Consider the following 22,190-nt stretch of genomic DNA (forward strand, 5'->3'; position numbering starts at 1 on the left):
TGCTGTGCGTTTGTCAGACTTGAAAGTAAAGCAAACTGCCATTATCGCAAAGGTCAATCGCACCTCGCAAGATAATGTCAATCAGCCAGATTTAGTGGCGAGTCGTTTAGAAACTCTAGGTTTTGTGCCTGGCACACGTGTACAAGTGATCACAAAAGGTGTTTTTGGTGGTGATCCTATTCTCATTCAAATTGGTTTTACTCGATTTGCGTTACGCAAGATCGAAGCCGAAAAAATTGAAATACATCAGGCATTAGAAGGAGCTTCCGCATGAGCGAAACTTTACGTATTGCTTTAGTGGGAAATCCTAACTGCGGTAAAACTTCACTTTTCAACCATTTAACCGGTACGCGTCAAAAAGTTGCCAACTATGCTGGGGTGACTGTTGAACGTAAGGTGGGTACATTTAATTTACCTTCTGGTCGTGCGGTGCGTGTTCTGGATTTGCCTGGAACGTATAGCCTCGATGCAGCCAGTCCTGATGAAGCCATTACCCGTGATGTGGTTTTGGGGAAAATTGCCGGCGAACAAGATCAACAGGCATTTTTATGTGTGGTGGATGCAACCAACTTAAAATTACATTTGGGACTTGTGCTTGAAGTTATTGAACAAGGCAAACCGATTCTGCTTGTATTAAACATGATGGATGAAGCGCGTCGTCGTGGGATGCAGATCAATACCCAAAAATTATCACAGCGTTTAGGTATTCCCGTGGTGGAAACGGTTGCTGTGCGTAATGCAGGGATTGAAAACTTGATGGGTGCTTTGGAAAATGAAAAATTCCACACACCAAGTGCAGAACTGAGTGATGTTAAGCTTTCAGGTTCCAATCATGAAAAAATTGACCAAATCTTAAAAGATGTGGTGATTTTTTTAGATCATGAAGACAAACGTACTGATTTTCTCGATAAGATTTTTTTACACCCCGTTTTAGGACTTCTTAGCCTTGCGCTGATGATGTTTATTGTTTTCCAAGCAGTATTCGCTTGGGCAGCGCCATTTATGGATGGTATTGAAGAATTTTTTGGCTGGTTTGGTGGCTGGATTGGGCAGTTTATTACCCAACCACTACTTCACAGCTTAGTGGTCGATGGGATCATTGCAGGTGCAGGTAGTGTAGTGGTGTTCTTGCCACAGATTCTGATTCTGTTCTTCTTTATTTTGGTTTTAGAAGAGTCAGGCTATCTACCGCGTGCGGCGTTTCTACTCGATAAATTGATGTTTAAAGCAGGCTTAAGTGGTCGGGCATTTATCCCACTGTTATCCAGTTTTGCCTGTGCGGTACCTGGGATCATGGCGACTCGAAGTATTAGTGATCCACGAGATCGTTTGGTGACGATACTGGTTGCACCGTTGATGACATGTTCAGCGCGTTTGCCAGTGTATGCCTTGCTGATTGCTGCATTTATTCCAGCGAAAATGGTTTGGGGTTTCCTTAATCTACAAGGTTTAGTGCTCTTCGGTTTATACATGGCGGGAATTGTGAGTGCGCTCATTGTTGCGACCGTGCTGAAGTTTTTCCAGAAAGATAAATCACAACATGCTTTATTGATGGAATTACCAAGCTACCGTATCCCAGATATAAAAAGTGTATGGATTGGTTTGTTGGATCGTGCCAAGATCTTCTTAAAGCGTGTCGGTGGCATTATCTTCGCTTTATCGATTTTGTTATGGTTCCTATGTACATTCCCTCAACCGCCAGAGGGTGCAACTTTACCAGATATTGACTACTCTTTTGCCGGGATGCTGGGGCATGTGATGCACCCAATCTTTGAACCGCTTGGATTTAATTGGCAAATCTGTATTGCTTTAATTCCAGCGATGGCAGCACGTGAAGTTGTGGTTGCAGCATTGGGTACGGTTTATGCTTTATCTGCAGCGGATGATGATGCAGTCGCTCAAGGTTTATCACATCTGATCAGTCAGGGTGATTTAAGCTGGTCAGTTGCAACAGGTTTATCGTTGTTGGTGTGGTTTATCTATGCACCGCATTGTTTAGCGACATTGGCTACGGTAAAACGTGAAACAGGTTCTTGGAAAACTGTTGCAGGTATGACGGTCTATTTATTTGGTTTGGCTTATTTAATGGCTTTCCTCACTTATCAAATTGCGTCAGGTTATTTTGGTCTATAAGCCAGAATCTTGAAGCAAAGGAGCTAGAGATGATTGAATTATTGATTATTGCGGTATTGGTGATTTGGAGTGCAATTTTTGTATTTAAGAAAGTCTTCCCAAAGTCAGCGTATTCGGTGTTTTCTAAACTGGCTCAATTTTGTCAGTCGCAAGGTTGGAATCGTTTAGCCAAATGGATTCAGCCTGCGATGGTGAGTGGATGCGGTGGCGGTTGTGGTTGCAGTAGTGCTGAAACGGACAATCCTAAAAAAGTTGAAGTCCAAGCAGTAAAATGGAAATGATTAGCCTCTAAATTATTACTCTAAAAAGAAAAAAGCCATTCTAGAACATAGAGTGGCTTTTTATTTGTATGTAGGAATAGCAGTTCGTAAAAGATAATTTATATCGCTACCTGATAGACATATCTTGAATGATCCAATGCTGCAAAAAGCAATTTAATCAGTATGAGCTTCTGTTAGATTGATACAAAGCACCAACTAGACTTTAGCTATGGGTTTCTTCCTCGCCATCATCTTCAAAAGTTCGTGCAATTTTTTCGATATTTAAGCTTTTAGCCATCGCATCAAAAATTTCCTTATAAGCACCATCTTGATGATAAAGATCATGATGTTCACCATGCTCAACGATTTGTCCTTCTTTCATCACATAGGTGTAATCGGCATCAATAATTTGTGAAAGGCTGTGTGAGATCATAATCACAGTTCGACCTTGTTTAATCTCATCTAAACTTTGTTTGATTTGCTCTGAAGCGATGGCATCTAAACTCGCTGTGGGCTCGTCTAAAAAGATAATTGGTGGGTTTTTAAGGAACATTCGAGCAAGTGCTATACGCTGTTGTTGTCCGCCAGATAACAGCAAGGCATCTGCTTCATAGGCATGGGGTAATTTTAAAATCTGCTCATGAATCGAGGCTTTTTTGGCAGCTGCGATGACTTCTTCATTACTTGCATGGGGTTTACCATAACGAATGTTTTCTAAAATTGAGCCTTGGAAAATATGATTCTTTTGCAATACTAAGCCTATATGTTCTCTTAAATAGTGTGTATCGAGTTGCTCTAGATCAATTCCATCGAGTTTGATACAGCCTGAGTTCGGGGCATAAAATTTATCCAATAGGCTGATTAAGGTTGATTTTCCCGCACCTGATAAGCCGACTAAGGCTGTGATTTTATTGGGTTGAATAGTCATGTTAATCCGATGTAAGGCTTGATGACCATTCGGGTAGATAAAATCAACATTTTCCAATTCAAATTTGCCATGAATTTGAGGTTTCATTAAACCACTGGCTTCGATTTCATGATCTGCTTCTAAGATGCCAAAGAAGCTTTCTGAATAGATCATTGCTGAGTTAATTTCATCATAAATACGGTGCAAAGAGCGAATAGGCGCAGACACGTTATTGAATAACAATACATGGTACATGATCATGCCTATGCTCATTTGTCCATCTAAAACAAAATAAGCAGTTAAAATAATGATCAGCACTACACCGACTTGTTCAATAAAGGTTTTTAAACCATCAAAAATATAGCTGGTTTGTCGAGTCTGCATCTGGTTTTCAGTCAGTGACTTTTGTAAATTCAGTTGCTTGGTGGATTCAACAGCTTCTTTATTAAAAGATTTAATCACTGTAATTGAGTTAATAATACTCAAAATACCTTGATTTTTCTTTTCCATGTTATCGCGCAAGGCTCGGCGTTTGCCGGAAAGTTTTTGTGATTGTTTAAAGGTCAGCCAAAAGTAAATTGGCACAATGATTGTCGCAACAACACCCACCCAAAAATTGGCATAATACATTAAAGCTAAAGCAATAATTGCACTGGTAAATAACGGTAAAATATCAATAAAAAAGATTTGTACCAGTCGGGTGAGCGAGCTAACTCCACGGTCGATACGGGTTTGTAATTTTCCTGCTTGATTATTTTTCTGATCGAAAAAAGCCAATCGATAGGTAATAAACTTTTCGATAATGCCTTGAGATAAGTCTTGTGAAATTAAAATTCTGAGTTTTTCACCAAATGATTTTTGTCCAAATTGAACAATTGCGTTGATGACTTCTTTGACCAATAAAACTACAGTAATGGTAATGATAATGTGCCATCCGTCCGCTAGGCCTTGTCCTGCTTGGATCAGTTGGTTGATGCTATCTACAGCATATTTAAGTGTGAGGGCATTGACCTGAGCAGTGAGTGAGCCAATCAACGTTAACACTAAGGTGACAATGACAAGCCAGCGGTAGGGGCGTACAAAGGGGCGTAATTTTTGAAATAATTGCCATAAATTCATAGGTTTTTTGCTTTTTATCAGCTTGGTTTTAGTCTAAAGCTGAATAAACTTTGCTACAAGTGATTGCTATGTTTTGAATTGTGAAAGATTTTAATAATGTCTTACACTAGTTCAAATCTTCACGATCAAAATCCTATTTAAATTCTTCAACTTGCTGAATTAATTTGTATATTTATCCATGATATGACCTGTTATTCTTCATATTAAAGTTGTTTAATTTTGATCAAAAATGACTTGTTTCATATTAAATATTGATTCATTGTTGGATTAACCAGCAGCTCATTTTAGACCATGAATTTAGATTTATTTGAACCTGAAGCACAAGATAATTTACTACCTTATGATGGGGTAGTAAAAGACTTTGGCTTAATTTTGGATCATGAACAAAGTCAAAAATATTTAAACTATTTTCTACAGCATTTGGCTTGGCAACATGATGAAGTTTATTTGCATGGCCAATATTATAAAACTGAGCGTAAAGTGGTGTGGTATGGCGATGATGATTACCAATATCATTATTCAGGTATGGCAAAACAAGCCCATATCTGGAATCCTGCTTTATATCGACTCAAACAGCATATCGAGCAACTCACAGGGCAAACTTATAATTCCTGTTTGGCAAATTTATATGAAAATGGCTCACAAGGCGTGGGTTGGCATAGTGATGATGAGCCATCATTGGAAGCGCCCAACCACAATGTGGTGATTGCTTCATTGAGTCTAGGTGCTACTCGAAAATTCAGTTTTAAGCACAAGTGGAAAGCTAAAAAAGTAGATTTACTTTTACACAGTGGTCAGTTGATTGTGATGCAAGGGCAGACCCAACGTTATTGGAAACATACCCTCGCCAAATCTACACGAATTTTAGCGCCTCGTGTAAATTTGACCTTTCGTTACTTTTATCCAAGTGGATAAAGCTTGTCATCAAATTGTTCAAGTTTAGGAAAGTCTAATGCAGGTAAATTTTCTAAGTGATGTAAATATTGCTGATAATCAAGCAGGATCTGTTCCCGTGCTTCATTAGAAATATAAGGGACATGGTAAGCGGTAAATGGTGGCAACACGTCAAAGCCTGCATAAGCTAAAGTTCCACGTTGAATCGGCAGTAATAAGTCTTCAATTGAACCATGAATCGCATGATCACCAAACATATGTTCACGGCCACCCAAGGTAAAGCTTAACAAGGCTTTTTTCCCCACCATGCCGCCGTGGTTATAAAAACGTTTACCACCATAGAAAATACCCGAAACGAATACGCGATCAATCCAGCCTTTTAAGATGGCAGGTACAGATGTCCAATACATGGGGAAACTTAAAATCACTAAATCTGCTTTTTGTACTTTTTCAATTTCAATCTGAATATCTTCGGCAATCTGCTTATTTTTACAAGCATGGCGCTGTTCCAAAGCATAATTCATATATTCAGGATGACTCAGTTCTGAGAAATCCTCTCGTGATGCGATTGGATTAAAATTCATGGCATACAAGTCTGAAACCTCAACTTGATGTCCTAATTTTTCCAAGACCTCAACAGCATGATCTTTCATCGCAGTTGTAAATGAAAGGGGTTCGGGGTGTGCATGGACGATGAGAATATTCATAACATTCCTTAATTAAAATTATGCATCATTGTTATTGGCTGGTTTAGATTATTCCTCAATGAAAATGATTCGCCAATTACTCTAATTATTTTTTTAATGGCTTAAAAGTAAACTCAATGGATAAAAAAATTACACATAAAAAAGCCTATGTTTAAACACATAGGCTTCCTTACTCTGAGGAGGAATTGTCTTCGCAAAAACAATGTCCAAAAAATCATGGATTACTGAAGAACATAATCATATTATGAGAATATAAAAACATTATCAAGAGATAAAAACATTACAAAATGTTAAATTATCAAGATGATTGCGTTTATGGGTGAAATTCAGATAATTGGTCATTGGCAGAGAGTGCTTGATAGCGTTTTTCAATCTGTGCAGCAGACTCTTGCAAGGTCTCAATCAATTTTGGGGTGTTGACGTATTCAAAACGATTTTTTGAAGCAAGTACGGTCAATGCTAAAGGCGCTTCTTTACTTGAAAACTTCACTGGGATAGATAAGCCAGAAACATTTGGATCAAGTTCGCCTTGTGAAAAATAATAACCTTGTTTTTTAATTTTTTTCATTTTATTAACAAAGGTTTCTTCATTTTCAGCAAAACCAACTTCAGTTAATTGTGTTGCAAAGCGAAGGTAATATTCATGAATTTTCTGTTTAGATAAATGCGCCATGATCACTTTAGGTGAAGAGCCCATAAATACGGGACGAGGGCAACCACGACCATAAGAAAGTAAAGTTTCATCACGATACACCTCATGATGAACATCAATACAATAGTCATCATTTAAATGTGTCAGTAAACAGCAAAGCTCTGTACGTTCTGAAATTTCTTGCATAAATGGTTTGCTGATTTGAACCAATGGATCGGTGGTTCTAGAAATATAGTCCATCACAGCAATTTTAGGACCAAGGGTGTAATCGCCTGAAGTTCCATTTAAGCGTTGCAAAATATCAGCCGAAACTAATTCTTTTAAATAGCGATAGCTGGTCGGTTTAGATAAACCAAGCTCTTCACAAATCACATCGACATTAATTACTGGGCGAGACACCGAAAATAAATCCAATACGGTGAGAATTTTGCCAAAACTGGAAAGTGCCATTGATGACCTACTCAATTAGTGAGAATCAAAAAAAATAATAATGAATGTTACTTTATAACAAATTGTTCAAGAAAAAACAGTGGAATTTGCATTGTAAATGCAAATGATTCTACATTTTTAACTTTAGTAGTTATTTTGAGAAAAAGTACTACATTTGCACACCAAAGTAAATTATATTTAGTTGTATTATCAAAATGAGATATTTTTATTGATTATTTGTGTTTTTTTTGAGATTATTGCTGATATGAATATCCAATGGTGAATTTATACTTTTCTAGAAGTATAAATTTTTATCATAAATTGAGTCCTTCTCTACTCAATCGTTGTATTTGAGCAAATGCCTAAATTTGTTCTTCTATTCACATCTTTTTTTAAACCACACTGTTTATTTGACTAAGCGGTGCGGTTTTTTGGTCTATAAGAAAAGAAAATGTGATGTGTACAACAAGCCCTTATAAAAGTGGTGAATATCAGCTTCCTAGATCTTACAGAGCTAGAGATGACAGAGAAAATCAATGAAATTGAATTTATAGTGAGTTGTTTGCATGTTACTAATCAAACCCTTATTGGCTTTTAGACCCAATAAACTCGATTGGATTTTTGCGAGCAAAACTTTCATTGCAGGAATGTTGGCTCTCTATATCGCATTTGAACTCAACCTGAGCTACCCGATTTGGGCGATTGGTACAGTCTTTGTGATTGCCAATCCTTATTCGGGCATGATGGCATCAAAAAGTATCTATCGAATTTTAGGAACCTTGATCGGAGCAATTTTTGCTATTGCAGTGATGCCTCATTTGGTTAATACCCCTTGGTTATTTACCTTTGTACTGGCAACTTGGGTGGGGATCTGTCTATATCTGTCTTTAATCGACCGATCACCACGCAGTTATGTGGTGATGTTAGCGGGTTATACCGCAGTGATTATTTGTTTTAACTCGATTTATTATATCGAGACGGTGTCTATTTTCGACATGGCTGTGGGGCGTTTCTTAGAAATCTCGTTGGGTGTGGTGTGTAGTGCTGTGGTCTCTGCCACTATATTTCCTATGCATATTGGGCCTGTGGTCGAACTCCGTGTCACTAAAACCATGCAAGACACCAAACAGGCTTTTGACTCAATTTTGTCTGATCCTGCACATACAGACAATTATACTCAGCTCTTGACCAATATCACGCGTGATACGACAGATATTCATAGTATGGCTGTGCATTTAAGTTATGAAACTTCAAAATTTAAAGGCATGACCAAACCACTCCAAGAGTTGCTACATCAAGTGACGATGTTAGTGGCTAATTTGGTCGCGATGTCAGAACGAATCAAGCAACTTGATCAAATTGATTTAAATTATCGTCCGTATCTGCTTGAATTTCACCAAAAGATTGATGACTTTTTAGAAGCTGAAACTGCCATTCTTGAAGATGAGCTTAAGCACTTACCTGAGCATTTTGACCAAGAATTTCAAACCATTGCTGAGCATGCAACTGCTAAACAACAGGTAATTTTAGGCAGTCTAAAAATGGATATTCGCCATTTTATTCAAAATGTTCGTGCAGTGAAGTTTATTTGGCAATGCATGCAGCAAGGTAATCATAGTTTACCTGAGTCCATTGTACCTTTAACCACAACCTATCCCAGTTTGCATCGTGATTATGGCGTTGCGGTTCGTGGCGGGATATCGGCATTTTTAACCACCAACATTGCCTGTGCATTTTGGATTTTAAGTGGCTGGAAAATGGGCTTTATGGTGGCAGAAATGGCCGCAATTACAGCATGTATTTTGACCTTTTTAGATGACCCTGTACCTGCACTAAAAATATTTATCCGCTCCAGTATTTATGCCGCTATTTTGGTTTTTATTTATGCATATGGGATTTTTCCGCATATCACCGCATTTTGGGAGTTAGCCGTTGTATTGGCCCCCTTTATTATGTTCTGTGTGATGTTGTATTTACATCCACCTTTGCATGCACTGGGTTTACCGCTGATTATGAGTACGATTATGGGGTTAAATCTGCAAAACCGTTATTTGATGGATCAGATCACCTTTTTTGATGCTTCGATTGCAACCGTGATTGGGCCGATTATCACGGTTTGTATTATGCAAATGGTACGTTCAATGTCCCCTGAAATGACAGTAAAACGGATGTTGGCTTTACACTATAAAGCCATGCGGGAAAGTATTGCGATGTCTTATGGAACGGGCTTTAGAATTCATTTACGCAGTATGCTTGATCGTATTGGCGTGTTAAATACCAAATTGATTCAGTCAGAACAACTCAAAATCGAAATTAATAATGCTTTGATTGAGTCGAGTGCCGCAATTGATTTAACTCGTTTGCAGGAGCTGGTCCAAAAATTGTCGCCTGAATCTACGACGACCAGTGCAATTGTTAAATTACAACGCTTACTTAACCAGTGGCTAAACGAAAAAGCAGTAACTCAGCCTGATGATAACTTACGACAAGCATTGATTCAGCAATTTGATCAAGTCTTACAAGATGCGCAAGCGGTAGGTGATCAAGATATCCGACAGCGTATAGAAATTTCTGTGAATAATATTCGCAATAGTATTTGTCATATTCATCTGGTTGATGCGCAACCTTCAACTGTTCTAGTGGGAGCATAAATATGGGTGAGCTCAACATTTATGGTGTTTATGTCCCAATATTTTTAATTCAAGCAATTCTGGCATTCATCATCTGGAAAGTGGTGTGCATTGGTACAGATCGCTTGGTTGAAAAAGAATGGATTGCATTACCTGGAATTTTTAATATTTGTATCTATTTGATTTTATTATGGTCGATTCATTGGGTATTTATTCAGATGACGACTTAGCCGCTGCAATAGAGCTGATTTATTTTTAAGTTTAATGATTGGAAAATTGAAATGAATACGTTTGACATACGTAAGGCAATCCGGCCGATATCATTGGGTATCGTGGTGATTATTGCGATATTTTGTGCGCTACATATCTGGAATTACTACAATGCAGAACCTTGGACACGTGATGGGCGTGTCCGTGGTGATGTTATTCAAGTGTCTTCTGATATTGCTGGTTTAGTCACAGAGGTGATGGTTCAAGATAACCAAACAGTGAAAAAAGGGCAGGTGCTTTTTAAAATTGATTTAGCACGCCAAACTTTAGACGTGGAACAAGCAAAATCAGATCTTGCAAAAGCCCAGTCAGGACTGGCTGAAGCAGAAGCGGGGCTTGCTGAGGCAAAAGCCAATATTGTGAAGTCAAAAGCCAATATCAATCTTGCAGATAAAAATGCACGCCGATATGCAGACCTGATGAATGGTGCGATCTCTAAACAAGAACAAGATCAAATGTTTGCTACACGAGATCAGTCCCATGCAGAGCATAAGCAATTGCAAGCTGCGGTACAACAAGCAGAAGCCAATATCAAACAACAAAAAGCCTTGATTGAAGCAGCAACCAGTAGTGTGCACTTGGCTCAATTGAATATGCAACGTTCAGAAGTGATTGCACCTGCAGATGGAACATTATCAAATTTTGATTTGCGCGCAGGGAATTATGTCAAAGTTGGGCAAGCTGTTGCCGCTTTACTTGATCGTAAACAGCTCTATGTTGTGGGATATTTTGAAGAAACCAAACTCAATAAAATACATCTAGGTGATCCTGCAACAGTACAACTCATGGGTGATTCTTTGAAATATAAAGGCCATGTTCAAGGGATTGCGTCTGGGATTGAGGATCGTGAACGGACCACTTCGTCAGGCTTATTGGCCAATGTAAATCCAACATTCAGCTGGGTACGTTTGGCTCAACGGGTACCTGTGAAAATTATTTTAGATGAAGTGCCCCATGATTCATTGGCCTTTGTCGCAGGGCGCACCGTGACAGTACATATTTTGGAACAAGCAAAAAAATAACCAGTATCCATCATTAAACTTCGATCTTAAAGCCCATTGAAAAATGGGTTTTTTTTATAGATTTAGGTCTGCCATCGCGGGCATATTAATTTCTTTAACACAGCTGGCTTGACTGGTGGATAAGATAAATTTGATGGCAAGAATAACATCCTGTAAGGGAATTAACTCATGACCACTGTGTTGTAAAACTTCATCTACAGATGTATTCAGATCAAATTCAGTGGCTAAGTAGCCTAAATTTAATATACTCACTCCAATCTGGTCTTTACGCAAGCTTTCTCGGAGAGCGTGGACAATGCCTCTAAGGGCAAATTTGCTGGCTGAAAAGACCACTTCTTTGCCGTTATGGTTATCTAGTCCCCACGTTGAACCAATCAAGATAATTTTTGCATTTGGAGACAATCTAAGATTCTCAATCAAGGATTGAATTGCCAAAATACAGGATTGAATATTGGTATGAATTAAATTTGATATTTCAATGTCAGTACATTGTTCAAAGTCATAATCTGCTTGAAAGGCTTTTGTTTCCCAGATCCCGACATTGTAAATCAGATAATCTATAGGCTGATTTTGAATTTGATTTTTAACTACATCCCGAGCGTGCTCAGGTTTTGATAAATCAGCAGGGATCCATTTGAAATGAGCAAGATCGCACTGTGGCTGAGAACGTGAAATACCATAAACCAGATCTTGTGTTTGAGGTACTGCGTGTAAAATAGCTTGCCCCAAGCCTTTGCTTACACCATAGATGACATAGGTTTTTGACATTTTTAATGCTCAGTTTAAGGGGTAATTCCTTCAGGGTTTCGATACCAACTTTCAATAAATAAAGCAGCTGCAATACTATCCGCTGCTAATTTCTTTGCTCGCCCTTGCGCGTGGTAATGATCGAGTTCATCTCGTGCTTCACGTGTGGTTAAGCGCTCATCGACCATCAGGGTTTCAATATTGGTTTGATGACGTAAACGCCGTGCAAATTTGCGTGCGCGTGTGGATAATTCTGACTCGGAATCATCCATATTTAATGGTAAGCCAACCAGAAATAAATTCGGTTGATGCTGTTTGATGATCTTAAGCAGTTCATCCCAATTTGGGATACCATCTTTCATTGGGAAAAGTGCAAGCGGTGTTGCACTTTCAATGATGGAGGAGCCTACAGCCATTCCCGTTTTTTGTGTACCAAAATCAAATGCAATAATCAGTTGTGGGGAATTTAAATCAGGCATGTCCAATCTCAGAAGATAACCAAGTACGATCAATCCCTATTTTACGATAAGCTGCATCCCAACGGTCGGTATAAGGCAAATTAAACACCAAATCCATATCTGAATCACAAATCAACCAATCGCCACGAGTAATTTCATCTTCAAGTTGATTTTTAGTCCAGCTGGCATAGCCCAATGCAATTTGATAACGACCTACACCTTCATTGTGTGCAATCGCATCTAAAATATCTTTGCTGGTGGTAATACACAGATTTTCACCCACGGCAATCGAAGAGTGCCAGGTTGGTTGTCCTGTATGAATGACAAAACCCGCTTCTGGGCGTAATGGACCACCTTGTAAGACTTCATGTGGATGCACATTATCAGCTTCAATTTCTAAGTCATTCAAAAGTTCTTTGACTTGAATACCTGAAGGTCGATTGATAATAATACCTTGCGCACCATCTTCATCATGACGGGCAAGATAGATTACCGTATTGGCAAAGAAATCATCAGCAAGATCAGGTGGTGCAATCAAGCAGCGATGAGAAAGATATTGTTTTGGCACCGATATGCAACTCCTTTTCAATCCGCTTAAATATTTTTAATTGTTTAAATAAAATCTATACCTATATAAATAGCACAATTAATATCAATAGGTTGTGAATATTTTAAAAGCCAGCAAAAACAGCCTAAGTTTTTCATTAATATGTTTAAAATATAAACAAAATGGTGTCCAAATAAAAATGTGCATCTTTATAAAAGCGATGCAATAGGGCGAGTGAATAGATGAAAGCGCTTATATTCCAAAATAGGAATAAAAAACCAGTCGCGTGCTGACTGGTTTTTTTTATAGGTGTATTCTTTTTATACACTAGATTGAAGTATTAAGACGGCTGAAATTTCAATTGTCTTAATTGTTTTGCATGTTGCAAGGTGGTTTCACCAATTTCAATACCGCCTGTCATACGAGCCAATTCTAAAATAAGTTGCTCTTCTTCTAGTGCAACGATGGTACTACTTGCAGGATCTGTCTGCAGTTTTTTCACCAATAGGTGTTGATCGGACTGGGCCGCGACCTGAGCTTGGTGAGTAATACATAAAATTTGAACGTGTTGGCCTAAGCCTGCCAATAAGCGCCCGACAATTTCAGCGGTACCACCACTGATTCCGACATCAATCTCATCAAACACTAAAACTTCTGCTTCAGTTTTTTCGGCATTCATCACTTGCATGACCAGTGCAATCCGTGACAGCTCACCACCAGAAGCAACACGTGCCAGTGGTTGAGGTGGAATACCTTTATTGGCCGTAAAGAGTAATTGAATAAAGCTTAAACCTTCAGCAGAAACTTGTTCCAGCGGTTCAAATCTAAATTCAAAATGTGCTTCTGGTAGCGCCAGTTGTTTGACTTGCTCAGTCAGTTGTTTGGCTAAAGGTTCAGCAGCATCACGACGAATCTGATCTAAATGTTGTGCTTTCTCGACAAACACTTGATGAGATTGTTCAACTTGCTCAGCGAGGGTTTCAGGATCTTCAAGTTGATGTAGTTGCTCTAACTCATTTTGCCATGTTTCATATTGCTGTTTGAGTTCATCGGGCTGAATACGGTACTTACGTGCCAAGCGATGAAAGACTTCGAGTTGTGTATTTAACTCATCCATACGTTCAGGATCAAAACTTTGACGGTCTATAAACTGACGTAAATTTGCCGTTGCATCGTCAATTTCACTTTGTGCGTTGATCAATGAGTTGTAAATTTCAGACAGCAGTTCACTTCGTCCAGCATGCGATTCTAAACGTCGAATAATTGAAGAAATTTCTTGAGTAATATTTTGTTCAGATTCATCAAGAACATTTAAGCTATAGCCACAGTCTTGCATGATGTGTTCATGGTGACTTAAACGATCAAATTCTTGTTCGATTTCTTTATAGTCAATACGAATGACATCTTCGAGTTCTTCAAGTTGTAATTTTAAAGTATCAATACGTTGCAGACGGTTGGCTTGTGCATCAATTGCTGCTTGATGTGTACGAATATTTTTTTGCCAAGTGCTATACGCATCCCGCACGTCTTGAGCAGGCTGATAAAAATTACTATAACGATCTAACCAATGCTTCGGGTAGGGCGGTTCAAGCAGTTGTTGTTGGCTATGTTGGCTGTATAGTTGCACCAAAAGGCGGCCAAGTTCTTTTAATTCAGCGAGGCTGCTGGGACGACCATTGATCCATGCTTTGCTGCGTCCTGTTGCAAAGATCACCCGTCTTAAATGAATTTCACCAGATTCATCATCTAATTCATGGGTGTTGAGCCAATTTGCTTCTGGACTTTGTGCTTGGTAGCTAAAAACGGCGGTAATGTCGGCTTTTTCAGCACCATAACGCACATAATTGGTATCGGTACGCTCACCTAAACAGGCTGACAACGCATCTAATAATAATGATTTACCCGCACCTGTTTCACCTGTAAGCACGTTGAACCCTTGCTCGATATCAATAGCAAGGTTATCAGCTAAAGCAAAATTGATCAGATTTAAGTGTGTCAGCATAAACGCATCCAAGCTGCGAACGGTGAAGTTCTAAGATAGTGAAGTTTTGTTGTGGTCACAAGTCAGAACGTATTCTAATACGAAGTAATTTTAAGCATTCTAAATAATTTTAATATGAAAATGTAATTTCCTTTGCTTAAGTTGCCAGTAAAAACATCAAAATAGATAAATCTTATTGAATTAAATAAAAAATGAAGCAGGTATCTATATTTTTATGACTGATTTATTCAATAGGCATTTGAATCTATTGATCTGCATCTTTTATCAGCCAATATTGAAACAAGACATTTCTTCAGTCTAAGTAGGAAATAAATTGATCATCCACAGGATTGGTATTCTTGGTGACAAGTATTGTGGTTTTGGGTCTTTATTGTTAGAGAAGCTTAAGCTTTAATCTAAGCGGATTGATAAAACAGACTAAAAATAGAAATAGCTTAACCTTAAAAACATAGATTGATTAGTTTGCGGAGCAACATTAAACTACATCGAACATAATTTTTATAAATGCGCATTATCTGGAGAATACGCATGTCAGCTCAGTATGATCATGTATCAGTAGTTAAAAAATCTAATGTATATTTTGGCGGTTTATGTATTAGCCACACTGTGCAGTTTGAAGACGGAACCAAAAAGACTTTAGGGGTCATTCTTCCAACAGAAGAAGCTTTAACATTTGAAACACATGTGCCTGAACGCATGGAAATTATTTCTGGTGAATGTCGCGTTAAAATCGCAGACAGTGAAGAAAGTGAGTTGTTCCGCGCAGGTCAGTCATTCTATGTGCCTGGTAATAGTCGTTTTAAAATTGAAACGGATGACGTTTTAGACTACGTTTGCCATTTAGAAGGCTAATGAAAAAAGCTTTGCTTAAAGTAGACACTAAATTAGGCAAAGAATTTTTAAGCGAAATCGGTTAAACTAAAGCATCAAATAGAATCCTGTAAAGTTGGCTTTGCAGGATTTTTCATTTCTATCATCATGTTGTTAATGAGGTTGTTCATGGCGAAGTCCGAATATTATTATGGCGTTCATTCAGTGGAGTCATTATTGGAGTTAGAACCTGAACGTGTTTTAACCTTATTTACCTTAAAAGGTCGTGATGATCAGCGTTTACAGCGCATTCTCCAACTTGCAGAGCCTTTTGGAATCAGTGTCCAAAAAGCAAGTCGTGATAGCTTGGAAAAGTTGGCAGGTCAACCTTTTCACCAAGGCGTGGTCGCAGCTGTTCGCCCACATCCTGTATTAAATGAAAAAGATTTAGATCAGCTTTTAGAGTCAAGCCAACAACCTATATTGTTGGCTTTAGACCATATCACGGATCCGCATAATCTAGGCGCATGTATCCGTACAGCGGCAGCTATGGGTGTAGAAGCGGTGATTGTTCCGCGTGACCGTGCGGCAACATTGACTCCGACTGCACGTAAAGTTGCAGCAGGCGGTGCTGAAAAGGTGAAGTTTATTCAAGTCACCAATTTGGCGCGCACGCTTGGACAAATCAAAGAAAATTATAATGTTCGTGTGGTGGGTACTATGCTCGATGAAAAGGCACTGCCTATTCAGAAGTTTGATTTTACAGGAACACCAGTATGTGTGGTGATGGGCGCTGAGGACACTGGATTGCGTCCAATTACCCAATCGCAATGTGATCAAACTGTATTTATCCCGATGGCTGGAAACTTACAAAGTTTAAATGTAAGTGTAGCTACTGGTATGGCGTTGTATGAAGCGTGCCGTCAACGTCAACAAAGTGAATGATTGAGTTTAAATTGTATCGGTAAGATTAGAGAAGCAACATGATGACCTCCCGTACCCAAGGCTACATGTATGTCGCCATTACAATGTGTATTTGGGGAGGTTTTACAATTACCTCAAGACTGAATGCAATTTGGCATATCAGTCCATGGGATATCACAGCATTACGCTTTTCTTTGGCATTTTGTATTCTGATGCCGATTTTAATCTATAAAAAAGACACTGCTTTTCTATTTAACAAACAACCTTTTATTTTGGCGATGATTGGCGGTGTTGCCTATTGTTTGACGTCATATACTGCATTTCACTTTGTCACTGCGGCACATGCAGCCATTTTTTTAAATGGCTGTATTCCATTGTGTACAGCTTTGGCTGGGTTTTTACTGTATCGCCAACCATTTGATAAACATATATGGATCAGTTTAATCATCATGCTCTCTGCGATTTCTGTGATGAGTTTTTTGATGTATAGCGAAACAGGCGTTGCTTTTGGTATTGGTGATTTACTGTTTTTTATCAGTGCAATTTGGTGGGGGACTTTTACCGTATTACTGCGTCAATGGCAACTTTCCGCATGGCACGCCATGGCAGGTGTTGCGATTTGGTCGGCGATCGTTTATGTCCCGATTTATTTGTTGTTTTTACCTAAGCATTTAGATCAAGTGTCCACACCACATTTGGTTATGCAAACGTTGTTTCACGGTATTTTTGTGGTGATCATTGCGACTTTGGCCTATGTCGAAGCAATTAAACGGTTAGGTGCTTTTAAAACAGGCAGTATCGTCACACTTGCGCCCTTTATTGCCGCAATAATCGCCGTACCCTTGTTAAATGAACCGATAAGCCTTGCAATGCTGTGCGGCTTGATTGGTATGGGCATTGGTGCTTTACAGCCTTGGCGTTGGTTTACACATAAAGACAGTTTGCAAAAGCAGTTAGATAAGAAGAAATAGATCAATCAGGTTAAATGGATACAAAACTGATTGATAAAAATCTATTTTAAAATGATGAGAGACACAATTTACTGCTGTGCCTGTTTTAGATACTGTTGATGTAAAGACTTTAATTTCGCATATAGATGATCAATATGCCCATCATTGAGCACAATATCATCTGCTAATTTTTGCTTTTTGTTACGCGGCATCTGTGCCGCAATAATTTTCTGAATCTGTTCGATGGATTGGCCATCTCGTTGTGCAGCGCGTAAGATTTGCATGTCTTCACTGGCATCAATCAGTAGAGCGCGCTGGGTGAGTTCATGTTGGTTGGTCTCAAAAAGCAGGGGAGAAACCAAAATTACATAAGGACTGGTTGCTGCTTGTAATTGTTGAATAATCTCAGCGCGAATCGCAGGATGAGTAATCGATTCAAGTTGTTGCCGTGCTAATGGGTCTTTAAAAATATGTTCTCTCAATGCACGACGATCAAGTTCACCATTGCTTAATAGTACCCAATCCCCAAAAACCTCTTTAATTTTTTGAAGCGCGGGTTGTCCTTTTTCAACAATTTCTCTTGCAACAATATCTGCATCAACAACTGTAATCCCTTGGGTTTCAAACCATTGACTTGCTGCGGATTTACCGCTACCAATTCCACCTGTTAAACCCAAGATAAACGTCATTGCGCATTCCTAATACTGTGTTGAAATTATTGACCTAAATATACTTTCATAATTTGCTCACCCCATAAAAATGCAATCCATCCTGCAATTGCAATATAAGGACCAAAGGCAAAAGGGACATTTTCTTTACGAATCTTAAGTAAAATAATACCAATGATCGCACCCACTACAGAAGACAGTAGGATAATTAATGGTAACATCAAGGGCCCCATCCAAGCGCCAAGTGCAGCAAGAAGCTTAAAGTCACCATAGCCCATGCCTTCTTTGCCTGTCACTATTTTAAATAGATAGTAGACAATCCAAAGACACAGGAAACCAATAATATAACCCCAGATTGCAGCACTTGCTGTTGTATAGAGATGAAATGAGTTAATACCTAAACCTATTGCAGCTAAGGTTAAGGTAAAACGATCTGGGAGTAATTGAGTGTCAAAATCAATAAAAGTAAGCGTGATCAGCACCCAAGTCAGTAGCACACCAAAAACCATTTCTAAAGTGGGGCCATAAACAGCAACGACTGTTAATGAACACACCGCAGTTAAAAGCTCAACCAATGGATAACGAATACTAATCGGGTTTTGACACGAAGCGCATTTGCCTCTTAAAACCAACCAACTGATGATGGGAATATTTTGATACCAGCGAATTGGGGTTTTACATTTGGGACAGGTAGAGGCTGGTTGACTGAGACTGAGTTTTTCTTCATCAATCACAATCTGTTGTGAGCCTGCCAGTAATTGGCATTCTGCATGCCATTCCTGTCGCCATTCTTTTTCCATCATCTTGGGAGTACGGTAAATGACTACATTTAAAAAGCTACCAACACATAACCCTAAAATACCAACAGTCAGATAGAGTGCTATTGGTGATTGAATCAGAAAATTTAATAAATCATTGAGCATGTTCATCATTATCAACTAATCACTGATCCCATTTGGAAGATTGGCAGATACATTGCAATGACTAAGCCACCCACAAGTATGCCTAAAATAGCCATAATTAACGGCTCCATCATTGAGGTTAAGCCATCCACAGCATTGTCGACTTCATTTTCAAAATGTGTTGCAACTTTATCCAACATTGCATCCAATGCACCAGATTCTTCCCCAATAGCGACCATTTGAATGGCCATAGAAGGAAATCTATTGGTGACACGCATGGCAAAATTAAGTTGTTGCCCAGTGGCTACATCCTCACGAATTTTCATTACTGCTTGTTCATAAACCACATTATTGGTTGCACCTGCTGTTGATTCTAAAGCTTCGATGAGCGGTACACCAGCCGCAAATGTTGTGGCAAGGGTGCGGCTATAACGTGCAATGATGGCTTTATAGACTAGATCGCCAAAAATAGGCATTTTAAGTGCTGTTCGGTCTAGAAAATCCTGAAATTTTTTACTGCGTTTTTTTGCTTCCAAAAAAGCAGTAATTACAACAGCGATAAATAGGATTAGAATAAACCAATATTTTTGCATCCAATTGGACATATTGACCACCATTTGAGTGAATGCGGGGAGGTCTGCACCAAAAGAGCTAAATAAGTCCTGAAAGACAGGGACAACTTTAACCATTAAAATAATGGTAACAATGATCGCAACAACGATGACCGAGATTGGATATTTCATGGCTTTTTTAATTTTTTGTTTAAGAAGTTCACTCTTTTCCTTATAAATTGCCACCCTATCGAGCATGGTTTCTAAGGCGCCCGATTGTTCGCCAGATTCGACTAGTGAGCAAAACAAGCTATCAAAATAGCGAGGGTATTTTTTTAATGCACCAGCAAAGGTATTCCCCCCTTCAACTTCACTTTTAATCCCCAATACGATTTCACGCATTGAGGGGTTTTCTAGTCCTTCTGCAACGATTTCAAAACTTTGCACTAAAGGCACACCTGCTTTCATCATCGTGGCGAGTTGACGAGTAAAAATGGTAATATCTAAAGTGGAAATGCCTTTTTTCATTAAACCTTCAAGAATATTTTTCTTTTTTTCTCGAATGGTTTTAATGGTGATCCCTTGTTTTCGTAAGGTAACTTTTGCAAGTGCCATATTACGTGAAGGTAATTCCCCTTTAACCTTGATCCCTTTACGATCAACCCCGTCATAAGCAAATGTAGGCATCATTTGAGCTTTTTTAGCTGCCATCATAATTTCCTTGAATATTGATTATATTTATTCGCTGGTCACACGGTTAATTTCTTGTAAAGAAGTTAAGCCATTGATGACCTTAATTAAACCCGAACGTCTTAGATTATCAAACCCCAATTTCTCCGATGCCGCTGCAATTTGAAGCGCATTGCCATCTTCCATGATAATTTTTGAAATTTCAGGTGTTACTTTCATCACTTCATAGATACCGACACGACCTTTATAGCCTTCACGACATTCACTACATCCTATGGGTTGGAAAATTTGTAAATCGGGGTTGCTTAAATCTTGTTCAGTGAAGCCCATTTCTAACAGACTCTGTCTAGGGATTTCAACAGGTGCTTTACAATGATTACATAAACGTCTTGCCAATCGTTGCGCAATCACAAGATTGACTGAAGTGGCAATGTTAAATGAAGGCACACCCATATTACGTAAACGGGTCAATGTTTCAGGTGCGCTGTTGGTATGTAGGGTAGACATCACCATATGACCTGTTTGAGCAGCTTTAATCGCAATTTCCGCAGTTTCAAGGTCTCGAATCTCACCGACCATGATAATGTCTGGATCTTGACGTAGGAATGATTTCAGTGCGACTGAAAAGCTGAGGCCTGCTTTGAGATTGACGTTAACTTGGTTAATCCCTTCCAAGTTAATTTCAACAGGATCCTCAGCAGTGGAGATGTTTGAACTTTCTGTATTGAGGATATTTAAACCTGTATAAAGAGAAACTGTTTTACCTGAACCTGTTGGTCCTGTGATCAGTAACATGCCTTGAGGTTTTTCTAAGGCCTCCATAAATAATGCTTTTTGCTTTTCCTCATAACCTAGCGCATCAATACCCAACATGGCACTGGAAGGATCAAGAATACGCAGTACCAATTTTTCGCCAAATAATGTCGGTAATGAGTTCACACGAAAATCAATGGCTTTGGTCTTTGAGAGTTTTAACTTAATACGACCATCTTGTGGAACACGTTTTTCTGAAATATCCATTCTAGACATCACTTTTAAACGTGAGGCCAAACGACTTGCCAATTGTAAGGGGGGATTGGTAATGGTTCTCAGTACACCATCTACACGATAACGCACCCGATAACTTTTTTCATAAGGTTCAAAGTGTAAATCTGATGCACCCATACGAATTGCATCAACCAAGAGTTTATTAATATATTTAACAATAGGTGCTTCTTCTTCAGATGCTTCGTCATCATCTTCTGATGGCGGTGTGTCATCAGTGGCAATGACATCAACATCAAAATCTTCATCACCAAAATTAAAGCTTTCTTCTACTGTAAAGTGCTTTTCTAAATATTTTTCTAATTTATGATGTTCAACAATAATTGGTTCAATATTTAAACCGCAGTTAAAACGAATAGCATCTAGCGCCTCTATATTGGTTGGATCACTGGTGGCAACGTATAAAATATTGCCGCGTTGAACCAAAGGAATCACTTTATGTTTGCTAACTAAATTTGGGTCAATAAGCTCCTTGGGCAGCATTTCAGGATTAAAGCTGTCCAAATCAAAAATGGGCTCTCCAAATTCTTCGGAGATCATTTCAGCAATGATCAATGGTGGTATATTTAATTTTTCACTGAGATAGGCAACGATACTCACTTTATTTTTTTGAGCGTTACTCAGCGCATCTTTCATTTGCTGGGCAGATAAAAAACCTTCGTCGACTAAGCGACGGATATACCCCGAAAACTTAGGTGAACCATTTTGCATAGACATCCCCAAAACACATTAAATTTCATTTTATAATTTGAATACGAAAATTATACGATGATCCTTAGAAATATCTAGAATTAAACGTATTTTTTATAGAAACATATTTGAAAATAACTTGAGCCAATCAGGCTTTTTAGCATTATCTTTGAAATGATTTATG

Annotated in this window: 21 protein-coding genes; 10 read left to right on the plus strand and 11 right to left on the minus strand. The window is 38.7% G+C overall.

Features of this window, described 5'->3' with window-relative positions; genetic code table 11:
• Nucleotides 1-4: 4 nt before the first annotated feature.
• The 3 genes from AS4_RS01515 to AS4_RS01525 are packed head-to-tail and all read left to right on the plus strand — an operon-like array spanning nt 5 to nt 2,414.
• Entirely contained in the window at nt 5-274 is a 270-nt protein-coding gene (locus AS4_RS01515) for a FeoA family protein (RefSeq protein WP_004718380.1), read from the plus strand.
• The gene (gene feoB, locus AS4_RS01520) at nt 271-2,133 is read left to right on the plus strand and encodes a ferrous iron transport protein B (protein WP_096732732.1); all 1,863 of its coding nucleotides are present in this window, start codon (nt 271-273) and stop codon (nt 2,131-2,133) included. The genes AS4_RS01515 and feoB overlap by 4 nt, the downstream gene beginning before the upstream one ends.
• Before the next feature lie 29 nt (nt 2,134-2,162).
• Nucleotides 2,163-2,414: a DUF6587 family protein gene (locus tag AS4_RS01525; RefSeq protein WP_004718378.1), complete on the plus strand. Its 252-nt coding sequence runs from the start codon at nt 2,163-2,165 to the stop codon at nt 2,412-2,414.
• 202 nt (nt 2,415-2,616) lie between these two features.
• Here AS4_RS01525 and AS4_RS01530 read toward each other — a convergent pair whose 3' ends face one another.
• Nucleotides 2,617-4,419, minus strand: a complete 1,803-nt coding sequence (locus AS4_RS01530) for an ABC transporter ATP-binding protein (RefSeq protein ID WP_096732734.1) — start codon at nt 4,417-4,419, stop codon at nt 2,617-2,619.
• Between the two features lie 291 nt (nt 4,420-4,710).
• On the opposite strand from AS4_RS01530, the gene AS4_RS01535 reads away from it, so the two are divergent.
• Complete coding sequence (locus tag AS4_RS01535; protein WP_004718376.1) at nt 4,711-5,334, plus strand: alpha-ketoglutarate-dependent dioxygenase AlkB family protein; 624 nt, start codon at nt 4,711-4,713, stop codon at nt 5,332-5,334.
• Here the strand turns inward: AS4_RS01535 and AS4_RS01540 are convergent.
• Together AS4_RS01540 and AS4_RS01545 are read right to left on the minus strand one after the other, a co-directional pair.
• Nucleotides 5,319-6,020 (minus strand): NAD(P)H-dependent oxidoreductase, encoded by a 702-nt coding sequence (locus tag AS4_RS01540; RefSeq protein WP_096732736.1) that lies wholly within the window; start codon nt 6,018-6,020, stop codon nt 5,319-5,321. The two genes, AS4_RS01535 and AS4_RS01540, sit on opposite strands and share 16 nt — an antisense overlap.
• Nucleotides 6,021-6,333: 313 nt before the next feature.
• Nucleotides 6,334-7,122, minus strand: a complete 789-nt coding sequence (locus tag AS4_RS01545; RefSeq protein WP_004818582.1) for an IclR family transcriptional regulator — start codon at nt 7,120-7,122, stop codon at nt 6,334-6,336.
• 545 nt (nt 7,123-7,667) lie between these two features.
• Between AS4_RS01545 and AS4_RS01550 the strand changes: the two genes are divergently transcribed.
• The 3 genes from AS4_RS01550 to AS4_RS01560 are packed head-to-tail and all read left to right on the plus strand — an operon-like array spanning nt 7,668 to nt 11,023.
• The gene (locus AS4_RS01550) at nt 7,668-9,752 is read left to right on the plus strand and encodes an FUSC family protein (protein ID WP_096732738.1); all 2,085 of its coding nucleotides are present in this window, start codon (nt 7,668-7,670) and stop codon (nt 9,750-9,752) included.
• Nucleotides 9,753-9,754: 2 nt separating this feature from the next.
• Nucleotides 9,755-9,961, plus strand: coding sequence for a DUF1656 domain-containing protein (locus AS4_RS01555; RefSeq protein WP_004818586.1), 207 nt, complete (start codon nt 9,755-9,757; stop codon nt 9,959-9,961).
• Nucleotides 9,962-10,012: 51 nt separating this feature from the next.
• Complete coding sequence (locus AS4_RS01560; protein WP_096732740.1) at nt 10,013-11,023, plus strand: HlyD family secretion protein; 1,011 nt, start codon at nt 10,013-10,015, stop codon at nt 11,021-11,023.
• Between the two features lie 54 nt (nt 11,024-11,077).
• Here the strand turns inward: AS4_RS01560 and AS4_RS01565 are convergent, their stop codons facing one another.
• The 4 genes from AS4_RS01565 to recN all read right to left on the minus strand — a co-directional run bounded on the left by AS4_RS01565 (nt 11,078) and on the right by recN (nt 14,777).
• Nucleotides 11,078-11,791, minus strand: a complete 714-nt coding sequence (locus AS4_RS01565; RefSeq protein WP_096732742.1) for an SDR family NAD(P)-dependent oxidoreductase — start codon at nt 11,789-11,791, stop codon at nt 11,078-11,080.
• Between the two features lie 14 nt (nt 11,792-11,805).
• The gene (gene ruvX, locus AS4_RS01570; protein WP_004818593.1) at nt 11,806-12,249 is read right to left on the minus strand and encodes a Holliday junction resolvase RuvX; all 444 of its coding nucleotides are present in this window, start codon (nt 12,247-12,249) and stop codon (nt 11,806-11,808) included.
• Nucleotides 12,242-12,796, minus strand: coding sequence for a YqgE/AlgH family protein (locus AS4_RS01575; RefSeq protein WP_004718361.1), 555 nt, complete (start codon nt 12,794-12,796; stop codon nt 12,242-12,244). Before AS4_RS01575 ends, ruvX begins: the two co-directional genes overlap by 8 nt.
• A 319-nt stretch (nt 12,797-13,115) precedes the next feature.
• On the minus strand, nt 13,116-14,777 hold the full coding sequence (recN, locus tag AS4_RS01580; RefSeq protein ID WP_096732744.1) for a DNA repair protein RecN: 1,662 nt from the start codon (nt 14,775-14,777) through the stop codon (nt 13,116-13,118).
• Between the two features lie 528 nt (nt 14,778-15,305).
• On the opposite strand from recN, the gene ppnP reads away from it, so the two are divergent.
• The 3 genes from ppnP to AS4_RS01595 all read left to right on the plus strand — a co-directional run bounded on the left by ppnP (nt 15,306) and on the right by AS4_RS01595 (nt 17,482).
• Nucleotides 15,306-15,629 carry a pyrimidine/purine nucleoside phosphorylase gene (gene ppnP / locus AS4_RS01585; RefSeq protein ID WP_004718357.1) on the plus strand — a complete coding sequence of 108 codons (324 nt, stop codon included), beginning with the start codon at nt 15,306-15,308 and terminating at the stop codon, nt 15,627-15,629.
• Nucleotides 15,630-15,776: 147 nt separating this feature from the next.
• A complete protein-coding gene (rlmB, locus tag AS4_RS01590) occupies nt 15,777-16,532 on the plus strand; it encodes a 23S rRNA (guanosine(2251)-2'-O)-methyltransferase RlmB (RefSeq protein WP_096732746.1) in 756 nt (251 codons plus the stop codon).
• Between the two features lie 38 nt (nt 16,533-16,570).
• Nucleotides 16,571-17,482, plus strand: a complete 912-nt coding sequence (locus AS4_RS01595) for a DMT family transporter (protein WP_096732747.1) — start codon at nt 16,571-16,573, stop codon at nt 17,480-17,482.
• A 68-nt stretch (nt 17,483-17,550) separates the two neighbouring features.
• Here AS4_RS01595 and coaE read toward each other — a convergent pair whose 3' ends face one another.
• From coaE to pilB, 4 genes are read right to left on the minus strand one after another with little or no spacing between them, the layout of a single operon-like run.
• On the minus strand, nt 17,551-18,150 hold the full coding sequence (gene coaE / locus AS4_RS01600) for a dephospho-CoA kinase (protein ID WP_096732748.1): 600 nt from the start codon (nt 18,148-18,150) through the stop codon (nt 17,551-17,553).
• Nucleotides 18,151-18,176: 26 nt separating this feature from the next.
• Nucleotides 18,177-19,058 (minus strand): prepilin peptidase, encoded by an 882-nt coding sequence (locus AS4_RS01605; protein ID WP_171478414.1) that lies wholly within the window; start codon nt 19,056-19,058, stop codon nt 18,177-18,179.
• Nucleotides 19,059-19,063: 5 nt separating this feature from the next.
• A complete protein-coding gene (locus AS4_RS01610; protein WP_096732750.1) occupies nt 19,064-20,293 on the minus strand; it encodes a type II secretion system F family protein in 1,230 nt (409 codons plus the stop codon).
• A gap of 27 nt (nt 20,294-20,320) precedes the next feature.
• Nucleotides 20,321-22,033, minus strand: a complete 1,713-nt coding sequence (pilB, locus tag AS4_RS01615; RefSeq protein ID WP_096732752.1) for a type IV-A pilus assembly ATPase PilB — start codon at nt 22,031-22,033, stop codon at nt 20,321-20,323.
• Nucleotides 22,034-22,190: the final 157 nt, after the last annotated feature.

Origin of the sequence: Acinetobacter guillouiae (assembly GCF_002370525.2) — a bacterium.
GTDB classification, from domain to species: domain Bacteria; phylum Pseudomonadota; class Gammaproteobacteria; order Pseudomonadales; family Moraxellaceae; genus Acinetobacter; species Acinetobacter guillouiae.